Origin of the sequence: Nioella sp. (genome assembly GCF_965215655.1) — a bacterium.
Classification (GTDB): Bacteria; Pseudomonadota; Alphaproteobacteria; order Rhodobacterales; family Rhodobacteraceae; genus Nioella.
Map to the genome: position 1 here is coordinate 18,650 of NZ_OZ244111.1, position 14,542 is coordinate 33,191.

A 14,542-nucleotide genomic window follows, 5' to 3' on the forward strand; every position below is an offset into this window, starting at 1 on the left:
ATAGAACTATATCAGAAAAAAGATATATTTTTTGTTCCTATCTGTCGGCGGTAGCCAAGCGCAGATCCAAACGGAGGGATATGCCATGGACCTGATCGCAACCGTCGCCGCAACGATCCTTGAACAGTTGCGCAATCCGACCCTCGCCTTCCTGCTTGGCGGGCTTCTGATCGCCGCGCTTGGCAGCCGCCTGACGGTGCCCGACGCGGTTTACAAGTTCATCGTTCTGGTGCTGCTGCTGAAGGTCGGTCTCAGCGCCGGGATTTCCGTGCGCGAGGCGGATTTCTGGGCGTTGATCGTGCCCGGCGTGCTGGCGGTACTGGTGGGCATCGCCATCGTGCTGATCGGCAGCCGGACGCTGGCGCGGCTGAACGGCGTGTCGAAGGTGGACGGGCTGGCGACGGCGGGGCTCTTTGGGGCGGTTTCAGCCTCGACCCTTGCCGCAGGGATGGTGATGCTGGATGAACAGCAGATCCCCTATGAGGGCTTCATCGGCGCGCTTTACCCGTTCATGGATATCGCGGCGCTGGTCACGGCCATCGTGCTGGCGCGGGTCAGCGTGGCGCGCAAGGCGGTGGCGACGGGCGGCGGGACCGTTGCAATGGGCGGGGGCGGTGCGCAGATCGACGGGCTGGAAAGCGGCATGTTGCGGGACATTCTGACCGACACCTTCCGCAGCCCCGCGATTTCCGCGCTGCTGCTGGGGTTGATGATCGGGTTGCTGGCCAATGCAGATGCGGTGTTCCAAGGGTTTTATGAACTGCTGTTCCGGGGCTTCCTGTCGATCCTGATGCTGGTCATGGGGATGGAGGCCTGGGCCCGGCTGTCGGAGCTGAAGCGGGTCGCGCATGCCTATATCCTCTACGGCATCGCCGGGCCCCTGCTGCACGGGGCGCTTGGCTTCGGCGCGGGGATGATCGCGCATGAACTGACCGGCTTCTCTGCCGGGGGCGTGGTGCTGCTGGCCGTCATGGCCTCGTCAAGCTCTGACATTTCCGGCCCGCCGACCCTGCGCGGTGCCCTGCCCGAGGCAAACCCCTCGGCCTATGTGGGTACATCCACGGGATTGGGCACGCCGGTTGCCATTCTCAGCATCCCTGCATGGATCGCTCTGGCCGAACTTCTGGTCGGCTGGTGATGCCGGGGCGGCCTAGCGCCCCGGAATATCACCCCGGCGCGCGGTGTCGCCCCAGCTATCTATGATCTCCACGGCCTCTTCCGCGGTTTCGACGAAGCGGAAGAGGTCAAGGTCTTCGGGGCTGATCGTACCCGCATCTGCCAGAGCCTCCCAGTTGATGATCCTTTCCCAGAAGGCACGGCCGAACAGCAGGAAAGGCACCCGTTCCATCCGGCCCGTCTGAATGAGCGTCAGGCTTTCGAACATCTCATCGAGCGTGCCGAATCCGCCGGGAAAGATGGTGATCGCCTTGGCCCGCATCAGGAAATGCATCTTGCGGATGGCGAAGTAGTGGAAGTTGAAGCAGAGGTCGGGCGTGACATACTCATTGGGTGCCTGTTCATGCGGCAGCACGATATTCAGCCCGATGGACACGCCCCCCGCATCCGCCGCACCTCGGCTGCCCGCCTCCATCACGCCGGGGCCGCCGCCGGTAACGATGATATTGTCATGCTGGCCGTTGTTGAGGCTGCGTTCTGTGACGATGCGGGCGAATTTGCGCGCCTCATCATAGTAGTGCGACAGGTCCCTCAGGGTCTGGGTGCGCGCGCTGTCGGCCTTGGACGGCTCGGGGATGCGGGCCCCACCGAACATCACGATGGTCGATTTCACGCCGTATTCGTCCATGATCATCTGCGGCTTCAGCAGTTCCAGCTGCAAACGCACGGGCCGCAGCTCGTCCCGGCACATGAAATCGTCGTCCGTAAAGGCCAGCCGGTAGGCCGGGGCGCGGGTCTGCGGCGTGTCCGGCACATGGCGGGCGGTTTCGATATCGGTATGGGCGTCGCGGAACAGCCCGTCGCGGGCGTCGTCATGCATCACTCGTTTCCTTTCGGTCCTGGGCCAGGGTCCGACGCTACCTTGAGCAGCAGGAGGAGGAAACCCGTCATCGCATGGATGTGAGAGGTGTTATTGCTGATTGAGCCGACGCCCCCCGTCCGATATAGCGCCCGAGACCAAGACATTTCGGAGGGACCAATGTCCAACGCTCAGCTGGAAGCAGCCATCGAAGCCGCCTGGGACGCACGCGACCAGATCACCCCCGCCACCACCGGCGAAACCCGCGAGGCCATCGAGGACACGCTCAATGCGCTCGACAGCGGCAGCCTGCGCGTCGCTGAACGGCAGGACAGCGGCGACTGGCATGTGAACCAATGGGCCAAGAAGGCGGTTCTTCTTGGCTTCCGCCTGAAGGACATGGAGATGCAGTCCGGCAGCGCCCAGGGCGGCAGCTGGTGGGACAAGGTCGACAGCAAATGGGCGACCTGGGGCGAAAACGAATGGGGCGCAGCGGGCTTCCGCGCGGTGCCAAACTGTGTGGTGCGCAAATCGGCCTATATCGCGCCGGGCGTGGTCTTGATGCCGTCCTTCGTGAACCTCGGCGCCTATGTGGACAGCGGCACCATGGTCGATACCTGGGCCACCGTGGGCAGCTGCGCGCAGATCGGCAAGAACGTTCACCTGTCGGGCGGCGTTGGGATCGGTGGTGTACTGGAGCCCATGCAGGCGGGCCCGACGATCATTGAAGACAATTGCTTCATCGGCGCGCGCTCCGAGGTCGTGGAAGGCTGCATCGTGCGCGAAGGCTCGGTCCTCGGTATGGGCGTCTTCATCGGCAAATCCACCAAGATCGTCGACAGGGAAACCGGCGAGGTCACGTATGGCGAGGTGCCGCCCTATTCGGTGGTCGTGGCAGGATCCATGCCGTCGAAGAACGGGATCAACCTTTACTGCGCCGTGATCGTGAAGCGGGTGGACGAGCAGACCCGCTCCAAGACCGGTATCAACGAGCTGCTTCGGGACTGATCCGACGGTTAGGCCGGGCGGGTGGAAGGCGCTATGAAGCGCCTTTCAAACGCGTTTTCGAAAACGCGTCGCCGCCCGGTGATTTTCGGTGCAACCCCTCGCTGACCTTGTGCTAATGTTTCCGCATCGAAACGATTTGGAGCATCTGGAATGCAAGGTTTGGGTTGGATCGCGGCGATTATCGTCGGTGGGCTGGCGGGCTGGATTGCCAGCAATATCATGCGCGCCGATACCGGGCTGGTTGCCAATGTGATCCTTGGGATCGTCGGGGCCATCGTGGCAAATTTCCTGTTGCGACTGGTGGGCATCAACGCCTCGCCCACCTGGATTTCTCAGGGGCTGGTCGGTTTTGCCGGGGCCTGCCTGATCATCTGGGGCGCCCGGCAGTTGCGCGGGCGCTAAGCGCTCTCACCTCAAAAAAATTTGACGGAAGGGCGCAACCCCCGCGTGTAACCCGGCATGAACCGCCGAGGAGGACGCGCGATGAGGAAAGCCCTGATACTGACCCTGGCCCTTGGGCTTGGCCTGTGGGTGCAGGCCAGCGAGGCCCATGAGAACGAGGTGGATATCAGGCTGGAGGATGACCGGCTTTGCATCACCTCCAACTCCAGCCCGAACCACGATATCGGGCGTTTCCCGAACCCGGGCAACCCCAACAGTTTCTCTGAACAGACCACCCGTGTCTGCGTCGATGCGGAGCCTGAGGACACCGGCCTGATAACCGAAAATGTCCAAAGCTCAGGCGTGTCGGTTACCGGTATTCTGTTCCGCCCCGGCACTGCCGATTTCTACGACGCCAGCAGCCCGCGCGGCTTTTCGCGAGATCCCTCGTCGGGATGGCGGTTGGAGGGGATGGGGGCTGCGGACCTGTTGGGCATGGACGCCGAGAATGCCCATGTGGATCACCGGGGGCTTTACCACTATCACGGCGTGTCCGAGAGCCTTGTTGGGTCGCAATCCGGCAGTCTGATCGGCTGGGCCGCGGATGGGTTCGAGATCCATTATATCGGCGACGGTGCCCAATCCGGCTGGCAGCTGCGCGATGGTACGCGGGATACCGCGCCATACGGGGCCTATGACGGCACCTATGAGGAAGACTGGGTCTATGTGGCGGGCAGCGGCAACCTGGATGAATGCAACGCCGCCGTGGTCAATGGCACGCTGACCTATTTCGCAACAGATACGTATCCGTTTTTCCCGCGCTGCTTTCATGGCTCCGTCAGCAGCGATTTCATGGGCCGGCGCTGACCCCCACTGTCCCTGAACAGCACGGCCCGTGACGATCCCCCGCCTTCCTTGCTCCGAAGGCGGGGGATTTTTTTCCGCCTCAGCCCTGACGCTGCGACAGCGGGCAGGTGTTGATACCGAGGATGCGGTAGAGCGGGCAGAAGCCCACAAGACCGGTGGCCAGCGGCACGATGCCGATCCAGCCCCAGTTGGTCTGCGGTCCGACGAAGACCAGGGCAATCAGGACGATACCGGCGATGATGCGCAGGGCGCGGTCGATGTTACCTTCGTTGCGAGGCATGGCGCGTCTCCTTTCGAGAGGGTTGCGATATGGAGGGATTATAGCGCCGGTGCCCGCCCGGCGGCGGTGACAGAGTCACCGTTCTTCTGCGGCAATCCGTTCCAAGCCGGCCCGGTCCAGCACCCGCACACCGCCGCGATGCTGTTCCACCAACCCCGCCCGCGCCATTTCGGCCATGCGGCGGCTGACGAAGGCCCGGCCAGAGGCGGTTTCGATGGCCAGCGCGCTGTGCGACGCATGGACCTCGCCCATATCATCCGCCAGCCGCAGCAGCACCCGCGCCAGCCGCGCGTCGAACCCGGTCAGGGCAACGTCCTCGATCAGCCGTTCATATTCGCCGAAGCGGTTGGCGACGGCTGAGAAGACAAGGTCCCGGAAAGCCGGGTCGGTTTCCAGCCGGGTGCGGAACCGGTCGGGGGGAACCAGCTCACCCTCCAGATCGGTTTCAGCCACGCCTTCGGCGGAATAGGTGCGCCCCTCGACCAGACAGGCGAAGGTCTGCAGACACATATCACCGGGGCTGACGCGGTACAGCACCACCTCTCGCCCATTTGCGGCGCTGAGCGTGACCTTGATGGTGCCCTTGTCCAGAAGCACGAGACCGGGGCAAGCCTGTCCCGGCTGGAACAGGGTTGTGCCCTTGGGAAAGGCGATGCGGCGGCGCAGGTCAGTCATGCTTTCAGGGATGAAACGAAGCGTGGCGCAGGTCAACGGCCAAGGCTGTGCTTGACCGAAACGACGCAGGGGGCTAGGGCGCTGGCATGGCGAAGGAAAAGAAACAGCAGCAGGTCTATACGCTTGTGGTCGAGGTTGGCCGCAAGGCGGGCGACGGCCTTCCCAAGGGCGCGACCGGTGCGGGCCTGATGATCTATGCCTCTGGCGTGGACGAGGCTGAAGCGGTGCGCGAAACCGTGGCGATCCTGAAACAGGCGGACCTGGCGCCGCTTGATGTGCAGGGTTATGGCACGCTGGAGGAACGGCGCGAACTGGGCCACGACATTCCCGACGAGGAGATTGCGCTGATGCAGCGCGCGGCGGATGAAAACTCCGTCGTCGTTGCTCAGATGACGCCCTATTTTGGCGATGGGGACGACTAGGGCCAGCCGATGTTGCAGGGCCTCCATCACGCTGCGATCATCTGCGCCGATTACGCGCGGTCCCGGGCGTTTTACGTGGATATCCTGGGGTTGCGGGTTGTGGCCGAGACGTTTCGGGCCGAGCGACAGTCATGGAAGCTGGACCTTGCCTTGCCCGATGGATCGCAAATCGAGCTGTTCAGCTTTCCCGATGCGCCCGCACGGCCTTCCTATCCTGAAGCGCAGGGTCTGCGGCATCTGGCGTTTCGGGTTGCGGATGTGGCGGCTGCGAGAGACTGGCTGGAGGCGCAGGGGATCGCGGTCGAGCCGATCCGTGTGGATGAACTGACGGGCCGCGCGTTTGCCTTTTTCAGCGACCCGGACGGGCTGCCGCTGGAGCTGTACGAAAACTGATAAACCTGCGTCAGGCAGCGGCGGAACGGTTCTGGGTCAACATTCCCAGATAGGCCTGTGCCCCGGCGCGGTCGATCACGGTCCAGGCCGGGATGCGATCCGGGTCCGCTAGGCGGGCGGCGGATTTTCCGGTCGCTTCCAGCACATCCGCCAACAGGGCCGTATCCAGCGCGCAGCGCCCCGCCAGCAGGCAATCGTGATCGTCCAGCAGCACATGATAGGTGGTGACCATGGGCCGTTCTAGGCAGATCTGCGCAGCGCTGGCGCGGCGGATATCCTCGACCCGGGCAAGTACCTGCTCCTCTCCGAACAGATATTCGACCTCGCTGCCGCTGAGCAGCAGCTTCTGGTTGCGGGACACGACGATATCTTCGGTCAGGCCGAAATAGGGCGCACGCAGGCGGATCGGGGCAGAGGGACCGCGGGCCAGCAGGTTGGTCTGGCCGATCCAGCGGATGGTCTGTTCCTCGCCTTTTTGCGACAGGATGCACATACCCGGTTGCAGGTCGGCCACCCGGACCGGGCCTGTCGGGGTCTGAATGCGTGTGTCGCCCGCGATGCCGGGCAATGAGGTGTCAGGCAACGGATGGTTGGCGACGCCGGCATAGGCGACGGACACCATGGGGCCGGGGGTTTCGGGGATGATCTCGGCAAGGTTGTTGGGGGCGATGCTGCCGGTATGGGTGACGATGCGACTGCCGGTCTGGCCATTGGTCAGGACAAGCTGGCCGGTCTTTCCCAACCGGTCCCACGAAAAATGCAACTGCAGCGGCTCGCGGGAAAACAGGAAACCGGCATCGGTCTCAAACAGAAAGGCGCCTTGTTCCACGCAGACCGTGCCATTCGGGCGGCAGATGATACGCAGGTCGCGGGCGGTGCCGGTGCGGCCCTGCCACAGGATTGCGGGCACCTGGAGTTCACCCCTGAGCGTCATCTCAAAGCGAATAGTGCCATGGGACAGGTCCGCCATACGCGCCCGCGCATCGAAATGCGTCAGTTTCCGTCCATCCCAGATCGCCAGCCAGCTCATGCCGAAACAATGCCCCTCTTTCCACTGGATTGGATCATATCCGTGGAGTTGGGGCCGAAGTCGTTCGGAAATGTGGAAAGAATGTGACTCAGCCGAAAAGGGCCGCGGCCTCATAGCTGCGCAGGCTGGGACGGGCCGAGGCGCTGTAGCCGTGGCCGGTTGTCAGGTCCAGATCCGGGAAAAGTGAGATGATCTCTTCGCGCACGGCATCGTCAAAGCCCGACAGAGTCACAGGCCCTGGATGGAAGCTTTCGGTCTGCAGCCCCTCGGACCAGATGATCTGATGTTCGTCAAAGAGCAGGTGGAAATAGTCGACCGTGCCGCCTTCACGCACCCAGATCGAGCAGTCATTGACCAGATCCTTTGCCGCGACCAGAACCTCGTCTTCCCCGAACAGCAGTTCGGCCATGTGATGGCTGACCAGAACCCGGTGCTGCGGCGACAAAACAAGGGTGTCGTGGAACCCCATGGTGCCGCGTTCGATCACGATGGGGGCGAATTTGCCGGTAGCCTCTACCATGCGGTTGCCGATCCAGCGGATGGGTTGCAACCCGTTGTCCCGCGTTTCCACCAGATCGCCGACGCGCAGCGCCTCGACCGGGATATCCCCACGCTCGGTGCGGATCCGGGTGCCTGCCACGAAACAGGGAATCGTGGTGATGGTGACGAAAGCCGTGTCGGAAATGCCGGCGCCACCACCAGCCGCGGCCGTATAGCTGAACGTGAAATCCTCTGGCGTCGTCGGGGGTGTGTAGCCGGTGGGCGCCTCGACCAGCAGGGTGCCGTCCGCCTGAAGCGTTACGTCGAACCCGTTGCTAAGCGTGACCGTGTCGCCGACGTTGACGGCCTGCCCGTTGATATGGGTCACAACCATCGTGTTTGCCGCCTGATCGTTGGCGATCACATCTACAGAGATATCCCCGTAGCCAGAGAACGTGGCAGTATCGTCATTGGCAAACACCCGTCCCTGAACCGAGTTCGCAGCAACAAGAATGGCGGAATCGTAGCTGCTGTCCCCAACATCGGCGATGCCAAGCCGGATCGTGTTCACCTGATTTGGATTGACCGTCATCATCACCGATAGGGTCACGGTATAGCCGTCCATCTCGGTATTGGCGCTGTCATCGGTGTTGCTGACGTAAAGCGTTTCGTTGGACGTGTTGTTGACGTTGTTGATCTGGGCGATCTGGAAAACGGGCGAGGCGACCTCGACCCCATTGATCCAGATCCCGACCGCATCGTTGAAGATCGACCCGACATATTCCGGGTATTCCTCTGATGCGAAGGTGAACTGCATGGTCAGCGTGTCGCCATCGGGGACGAAATCCGCCTCCAGAATGGCAGCGTCATAGGTGCTGCGCCCGGCCAGTGCGTTGAAGCCGGAATCGTTGTCAACGCCGCGGGTGTTGGTCGAGGTGTTGGTGTTGACGTTCGGATCGCCGGACGAGTTGGTGAAATCCCGCACCCGTCCTGTGGACAGGATAACACCGGAATCCGACGGAGTGGCATTGGGCGATGTTGCGTCGCCATCGGACCAGATGCCCGATGAATTGCGGTCGCCCGAATAGGACGCGCTGACAACGGTGACACCGTCGCCAAAGATGGTTTCGGCCATTTCATTGGCCGTCGCCCGATGGTCGATCGTTAGTTCACTTGCCGTGACTGGCATGTGCTCTGCCCCATTCATCGGCATGATCGTCGCGGATTACGTGGGAATGCACCTGCCTGCTGGTGCGTTCTCTGCGCCGATAATGCCCGTCATTCTTTGTTTTGTCGCAGAATAGCCCTGTTCTTGTCACAAGTTAAGCCCTTGCGCGTATCGGCGTGTGCTTGAGTCCCGTGGGCCACACGTCTATCGCTGTGACATCCGAACAGAGGAGAGCCAAGCCATGACCGACCCGCAGAAACTGACCGCCGATCTGGTGCGCTGCGCCTCGGTCACGCCGGAAGAGGGCGGTGCGCTGGTGTTGCTGGACCGGGTTCTGTCCGAGGCGGGGTTTACCTGCATACGCGTCGACCGGGGCGAGGTGTCGAATCTTTATGCCCGGTGGGGCGACAAGGGCCATGCAAAGACATTCGGCTTCAACGGCCACACGGATGTGGTGCCGGTCGGCGACGCATCCGCCTGGACCCACCCGCCCTTCGGCGCGGAAGAGGCGGACGGGTGGCTCTACGGGCGCGGTGCGACCGACATGAAATCGGGCGTTGCAGCCTTTGCGGCGGCGGCGATCGACTTCGTCCGCGACACGCCGCCCGATGGGGCCATTGTGCTGACCATCACCGGGGATGAGGAAGGCCCCTCGACCGATGGCACCATTGCCCTGCTCGACTGGATGGAGGCCAATGACGAACGGATGAGCGCCTGTATTGTCGGCGAACCGACATGCCCGGAAACCATCGGTGACATGATCAAGATCGGGCGGCGTGGGTCCATGTCCGCGTGGTTTACCGTGAAGGGCAAGCAGGGGCATTCTGCCTATCTGCACAAGGTTCTGAACCCCATGCCCGCCGTGGCCCTATTGGCGCATCGGCTGTCCACCCATGTATTGGATAAAGGCACCGATCATTTCGACCCGTCCACCTGCTCCGTGACCACCATCGACACCGGAAACCCCGCCACCAACGTCATTCCGGCGGAAACGAGGATGACGGTGAACCTCCGGTTCAACGATCTGCATACGGGCGCGAGCCTGACCGACTGGCTGCGGGCCGAGGCCGACAAAGTGGCCGAGGAAACCGGGGTGAAGATCGGGATGGAGGCGAAAATCTCGGGCGAGGCGTTTCTGACCCCGCCGGGGGAGTTGTCCGACCTCGTCAGCCATGCCGTCACAGCGGAAACCGGCCTGACCCCGGTCCTCTCGACCACCGGCGGCACCTCCGACGCACGCTTCGTCAAATCGCATTGTCCGGTGGTGGAGTTTGGCCTTGTCGGGCACCGCATGCATCAGGTGGATGAACGGGTCTGGATCGAAGATATCCACGCGCTGAAACGCATTTATTCCCGGATTCTGAACGACTACTTCGCCCTATGATCCGCCCCACCGTCGTCGTGATGGTGAAGGAGCCACGCCCCGGTCGCGTCAAGACCCGTCTGGCGCAGGGTATCGGGGCGATCCCGGCCGCGTGGTGGTACAGGCATCAGGCCACGTGCCTGCTGCGTCGGCTGCGCGATCCGCGCTGGCGGCTGGTCCTGGCGGTGTCCCCGGATGCGGAAGGGCTGGCCAGTCGCATCTGGCCCGGTGATCTGCCGCGTATCCCGCAGGGCACGGGCGACCTCGGTGCCCGCATGGCGCGGCTGTTGGCTCTGCCCGGCCCGGTTCTGGTCATCGGCAGCGACATCCCGGGCATCACCAGAACCCATCTGGCCCGCGCCCTACACGCTCTTTCGACCGCTGACGCGGTGTTCGGTCCCGCGCCCGATGGCGGTTACTGGCTGATCGGTCAAGGAGCGCGCCCCGCCCCGCGCGGGTCCCTGCATGATGTCCGTTGGTCGGGACCCCATGCGTTGAAAGACAGCATGGAAACTCTGAAAGGCCGGCGCGTTGCGCTGGTCGATACCCTGGCGGATGTAGACGGCGCCGACGACCTGTCGCGCAGAAAGATTGCCGCGAAGCGGTTGATTGGTTAAGATTCCAGCTGAGCAGTCACAGGGGCAAAGACCCCGGCAACCAGACAGAGGCAGGCATGATCGACAGGGACGATCTTCTTTCACGGATTCAGGACGGCGATATCTCGGTCTTCCAGATCAAGAGCCAGACCACCAAGAAGGACAAGGCAACGCTGCTGGCGGTGCAGAATTTCCTGCGCGATCAGGTGGGCGACTACAGCTATATCGAGATCGGTTCGCATCTCGGCGGCAGCCTGGTGCCGCATCTGGCGGATCCGGCCTGTACCCGAATCTCCTCGGTCGATCTGCGCCCCGAGGTGCTGCGCGACGAACGGGGCCGCGATGCGGTCTATGACGGCAATTCCACCGAGCGGATGATCGACGGGCTGGCGGGTGTGCTGCCCATCGACTGCCTGACCAAGATGCGCACCTATGATTGCGACGCGGGCGATCTGGCGCATTACGACGTGCCGAAGGATCATGTCCTTGGCATGATCGATGGCGAACACACCAACACGGCCGCCTTCCGTGATTTTCTCAATCTTCGCAAATACATGGACAAGGATTGCGTGGTCCTGTTCCACGATTCCAACCTCGTCTTCGACGCGCTTCTGAATATCGAAACGCTGCTGCGGGACGAGGGCACCAAGTTCGCGAGTTTCTTCCTGCCCGGCATCCTTTACGGCATCGCCCTTGGAAAGCTGCGCAAGCCCGCGAAGAAGGCGCTTGGACCGCTGGCCCATGATCACGAACAGTTCGTCACCCGCGCGCGGCGCGATCTTCAGGAACGGATCGTGAAGCACCTGACGGCGGCCTGAGCCCCCTGTTTTCCGCATGACGCGCCCCTTGGCCCGTGCTAGGCCAAGGGCATGAGCCAGATCCCCACCAAAGACCAGATCCTCGCCTGGATTTCCGACAATCCCGGCCATGCCTCGAAACGCGATATCGCCCGTGCCTTCGGCATCAAGGGCGCAGCGCGGATCGACCTGAAGCGCATTCTGAAGGAGCTGGAGGCCGAGGGCCATCTGGAAAAGCGCAAGAAGACCTATCGCGATCCCGACCGGCTACCGCCTGTCGCGGTGTTGCAGGTGCTGGCGCCCGATGATTTGGGCGATGTGTTCTGCCGCCCGCTGGAATGGTTGGGCGAGGGGCCGGAACCCCGCATCCTGTTTGCAGCGAAGGCGACCGATCCCGCGCTAGGGGAAGGCGACCGCATTCTGGCGCGGATGCAGGAGGTCGAGGGCGAGGATCACCAATATGTCGCCCGGCTGATCCGGCGGATCGGAACCAACCCCCGTAAGATACTGGGTATCTTCCGCAAGGGGGCCGAGGGCGGGCGGATCGTGCCGATCGACAAGGGCGCGGACAAGGAATGGACGGTGCCCGCCGCTGCAACCGAAGGGGCTAGGGATGGCGAGCTTGTCGAGGCCGAACACTCGGGCCCCAAGGGGCGCATGGGTTTGCAGAGGGCGCGCATTGTCCAGCGGCTTGGCGATCCAAGCCAGCCCAAGGCGGTGTCACTGATTGCGATCCATCAGCACGGCATTCCCGACGATTTTCCCGACGACGTGATTGCAGAGGCGGACGCAGCAAAGCCCGCAGGTCTGTCGGGCCGCGAAGACCTGCGCGACATGCCTCTGCTGACCATCGACCCGGTCGATGCCCGCGACCGTGACGACGCCTGTCTGGCCCATGCCGATGACGACCCAAAGAACCCCGGCGGCTTCGTGATCTGGGTCGCCATTGCCGATGTCGCCCATTACGTGCGCCCCGGATTTGCGCTGGACCGAGAGGCGCGCAAGCGCGGGAACTCCACCTATTTCCCGGATCGCGTGGTGCCGATGTTGCCTGACCGGCTGTCGGGTGACCTGTGTTCGCTGCACGAAGGCGTACCGCGTGCCTGTATGGCCGTGCGCATGGTGATCAATGCGCAAGGAGAAAAGATCGGGCACAAGTTTGTGCGCGGGTTGATGCGGTCCGTGGCCTCGCTGAACTATCAGGAGGTGCAAGACGGCATCGACGGGCATCCCAATGACAAGGTCGCGCCGCTGGTCGAGCCGGTACTGAAACCGCTTTTCGCCGCCTATGGCGCGTTGAAACTGGCGCGGGCCAAGCGCCAGCCGCTGGAACTGGACCTGCCAGAGCGCCAGATCATCCTGTCGGACGAGGGGCAGGTGACGTCAGTGGCCTTCAAGGACCGGCTGGACGCCCACAAGCTGATCGAGGAATTCATGGTGCTGGCCAATGTCGCCGCCGCCGAGGAACTCATCCGCCTGAAAACGCCGCAGCTTTTCCGGGTGCATGAGGAACCCAACCCCGACAAGATCGCCGCCCTGCGTGAAACGGCACAGGCCAGCGGTTTCAATCTGGCGAAGGGGCAGGTGTTGCAGACCCGGCATCTGAACAGCCTGCTCGCCGCCGCCGAGGGCACTGAATTTGACGAACTGATCAACATGTCGACCCTGCGGTCGATGACCCAGGCCTATTACAGCCCCGAGAATTTCAGCCATTTTGGGCTGGCGCTGAAGGCCTATGCCCATTTCACCTCGCCCATCCGGCGCTATTCCGACCTGATCGTCCACCGGGCCTTGATCACTGCCCATGGCTGGGGCCGTGACGGGCTGAGCGCGGAGGAGATTGAGCGGCTGGACGATATCGCCAAGCATATCTCGGACACCGAGCGCCGGTCGATGATGGCCGAGCGCGATACGACCGACCGCTATCTGGCGGCCTATCTGTCGGAGCGTGTGGGCGAAAGCTTCACCGGCCGGATCAGCGGTATTGCCCGGTTCGGGGCCTTTGTGAAGCTCGATGATACCGGGGCGGACGGGTTGCTGCCGATGCGGGCGCTCGGGCGGGAGTATTTCCACCACGACGCCGAGGCGCAGACCCTTGTGGGGGCCGATACCGGCCTGACCATCGGCATTGGTCAACGCGTGACGGTGAAACTGGCCGAGGCGGTGCCGGTCACCGGCGGTATGACGCTGGAACTGGTGGAAATCGATGGGAAATCCGTGCCGCGCGGGTCGCGCCATGGGCGCGGTGCAGGGCCACGGCGCAAGGCGGGCAAGGCCCGCGCCAAGGCCGCCAAGGTTAAGAAGAAGGTGCTGCGCAAGCGCCGCTAGCGGAAGGTGATCCGCTCCATCACGATCAGATCCTCTGCAACGTGGCGCTCCATCTCGCTGCGCTGCGCATCGCTGTCCAACTCGTCCAGAAGCGCCTGCCAGCGGCTGCGGGAGCGATCCAGCGGGCCGGGATTGGCGTGCTTGGTCACGATATCCGGGCGTGCCCCGAAGCTCGCTTCGATATCGTCCTCGATCTTCTCGAACTCTCCGAACCGGTAGATCGCGGTCAACTTGCGGCTGTTTTCCTCGGCCAGCGCCAGAAGGTCGGCCAATGGGGCATCTGCGGGTGCTCCGCGCCGGATCAGGCTGCGCAGGGCCAGATAGGTCAGGGTCAGGTTGGACCACCTTTCCCGCACGGCCAGCTGAATTTGCGGGTCCTTGGAAAAGAAAAGCGCAGATGCACCGTCGAGCAGGGCGCGCTGCGCCGGTGGCAGAGAGGCCGCCCCATTGGCATCGCGCGACTTGCGCGCTTCTTCCCGCATGAAGAAGTAGAAAGATCCAAGCCGTTCACGGGGGTCTCGCAGAACCATGAAGGAAAACGGATCGCCGGGCACGTTTTCCAGCTCGCGCCAGTGCAGATGGCCTGAATGCATGCGGTACTCCGGCGGAAATGTCGCCCCGTCCCGAACATGGGATTGCAGCCGGTAGGGCGAGATGTTCCGTTCCCCAAAAAGCGCACCGACGCTGTGGTGAATGGTCTGGCCGCCGGTTTTGGGCAGATGAAGAAAAACGATCAGGCGTTCTGAATCAGGATCAATCGACATTCCTCTGAGATATCC

General features: G+C 63.0%; 16 protein-coding genes. 10 read left to right on the plus strand and 6 right to left on the minus strand.

The genetic code is table 11. The features are described 5' to 3' along the window. Positions 1-85: 85 nt before the first annotated feature. The gene (locus tag ACOOEX_RS00100; protein ID WP_420396575.1) at positions 86-1,138 is read left to right on the plus strand and encodes a sodium-dependent bicarbonate transport family permease; all 1,053 of its coding nucleotides are present in this window, start codon (positions 86-88) and stop codon (positions 1,136-1,138) included. Positions 1,139-1,150: 12 nt separating this feature from the next. Here the strand turns inward: ACOOEX_RS00100 and ACOOEX_RS00105 are convergent, their stop codons facing one another. Next, positions 1,151-1,996 (minus strand): LOG family protein, encoded by an 846-nt coding sequence (locus ACOOEX_RS00105; RefSeq protein WP_420396576.1) that lies wholly within the window; start codon positions 1,994-1,996, stop codon positions 1,151-1,153. 159 nt (positions 1,997-2,155) lie between these two features. Between ACOOEX_RS00105 and dapD the strand changes: the two genes are divergently transcribed. The 3 genes from dapD (at position 2,156) to ACOOEX_RS00120 (ending at position 4,231) form a co-directional block, all read left to right on the plus strand. Next, positions 2,156-2,983, plus strand: coding sequence for a 2,3,4,5-tetrahydropyridine-2,6-dicarboxylate N-succinyltransferase (dapD, locus tag ACOOEX_RS00110; RefSeq protein WP_420396577.1), 828 nt, complete (start codon positions 2,156-2,158; stop codon positions 2,981-2,983). Positions 2,984-3,133: 150 nt separating this feature from the next. Next, entirely contained in the window at positions 3,134-3,385 is a 252-nt protein-coding gene (locus ACOOEX_RS00115) for a GlsB/YeaQ/YmgE family stress response membrane protein (protein ID WP_420396578.1), read from the plus strand. 81 nt (positions 3,386-3,466) lie between these two features. Next, entirely contained in the window at positions 3,467-4,231 is a 765-nt protein-coding gene (locus ACOOEX_RS00120) for a YHYH protein (RefSeq protein ID WP_420396579.1), read from the plus strand. 79 nt (positions 4,232-4,310) lie between these two features. Here ACOOEX_RS00120 and ACOOEX_RS00125 read toward each other — a convergent pair whose 3' ends face one another. After that, complete coding sequence (locus tag ACOOEX_RS00125) at positions 4,311-4,511, minus strand: YgaP family membrane protein (RefSeq protein WP_420396580.1); 201 nt, start codon at positions 4,509-4,511, stop codon at positions 4,311-4,313. A gap of 75 nt (positions 4,512-4,586) precedes the next feature. After that, positions 4,587-5,186 (minus strand): Crp/Fnr family transcriptional regulator, encoded by a 600-nt coding sequence (locus ACOOEX_RS00130; RefSeq protein WP_420396581.1) that lies wholly within the window; start codon positions 5,184-5,186, stop codon positions 4,587-4,589. 86 nt (positions 5,187-5,272) lie between these two features. Here ACOOEX_RS00130 and ACOOEX_RS00135 point away from each other — a divergent pair, with 86 nt between their 5' ends. Continuing rightward, positions 5,273-5,608 carry a hypothetical protein gene (locus ACOOEX_RS00135; protein ID WP_420396582.1) on the plus strand — a complete coding sequence of 112 codons (336 nt, stop codon included), beginning with the start codon at positions 5,273-5,275 and terminating at the stop codon, positions 5,606-5,608. 9 nt (positions 5,609-5,617) lie between these two features. After that, a complete protein-coding gene (locus ACOOEX_RS00140; RefSeq protein ID WP_420396583.1) occupies positions 5,618-6,001 on the plus strand; it encodes a VOC family protein in 384 nt (127 codons plus the stop codon). A gap of 10 nt (positions 6,002-6,011) precedes the next feature. On the opposite strand, the gene ACOOEX_RS00145 is transcribed toward ACOOEX_RS00140, so the two are convergent. Together ACOOEX_RS00145 and ACOOEX_RS00150 are read right to left on the minus strand one after the other, a co-directional pair. Further along, positions 6,012-7,031 carry a Hint domain-containing protein gene (locus tag ACOOEX_RS00145; protein WP_420396584.1) on the minus strand — a complete coding sequence of 340 codons (1,020 nt, stop codon included), beginning with the start codon at positions 7,029-7,031 and terminating at the stop codon, positions 6,012-6,014. An 88-nt stretch (positions 7,032-7,119) separates the two neighbouring features. Next, complete coding sequence (locus tag ACOOEX_RS00150; RefSeq protein ID WP_420396585.1) at positions 7,120-8,700, minus strand: choice-of-anchor L domain-containing protein; 1,581 nt, start codon at positions 8,698-8,700, stop codon at positions 7,120-7,122. A 220-nt stretch (positions 8,701-8,920) separates the two neighbouring features. On the opposite strand from ACOOEX_RS00150, the gene dapE reads away from it, so the two are divergent. The 4 genes from dapE to rnr are packed head-to-tail and all read left to right on the plus strand — an operon-like array spanning position 8,921 to position 13,763. Then, positions 8,921-10,063 carry a succinyl-diaminopimelate desuccinylase gene (gene dapE, locus ACOOEX_RS00155; RefSeq protein ID WP_420396586.1) on the plus strand — a complete coding sequence of 381 codons (1,143 nt, stop codon included), beginning with the start codon at positions 8,921-8,923 and terminating at the stop codon, positions 10,061-10,063. Further along, positions 10,063-10,659, plus strand: a complete 597-nt coding sequence (locus ACOOEX_RS00160) for a TIGR04282 family arsenosugar biosynthesis glycosyltransferase (RefSeq protein WP_420398404.1) — start codon at positions 10,063-10,065, stop codon at positions 10,657-10,659. Before dapE ends, ACOOEX_RS00160 begins: the two co-directional genes overlap by 1 nt. A 56-nt stretch (positions 10,660-10,715) precedes the next feature. Continuing rightward, a complete protein-coding gene (locus tag ACOOEX_RS00165; protein WP_420396587.1) occupies positions 10,716-11,456 on the plus strand; it encodes a class I SAM-dependent methyltransferase in 741 nt (246 codons plus the stop codon). A 51-nt stretch (positions 11,457-11,507) separates the two neighbouring features. Beyond that, the gene (gene rnr / locus ACOOEX_RS00170) at positions 11,508-13,763 is read left to right on the plus strand and encodes a ribonuclease R (protein WP_420396588.1); all 2,256 of its coding nucleotides are present in this window, start codon (positions 11,508-11,510) and stop codon (positions 13,761-13,763) included. Here the strand turns inward: rnr and ACOOEX_RS00175 are convergent. Then, positions 13,760-14,527: a hypothetical protein gene (locus ACOOEX_RS00175; protein ID WP_420396589.1), complete on the minus strand. Its 768-nt coding sequence runs from the start codon at positions 14,525-14,527 to the stop codon at positions 13,760-13,762. The two genes, rnr and ACOOEX_RS00175, sit on opposite strands and share 4 nt — an antisense overlap. Positions 14,528-14,542: the final 15 nt, after the last annotated feature.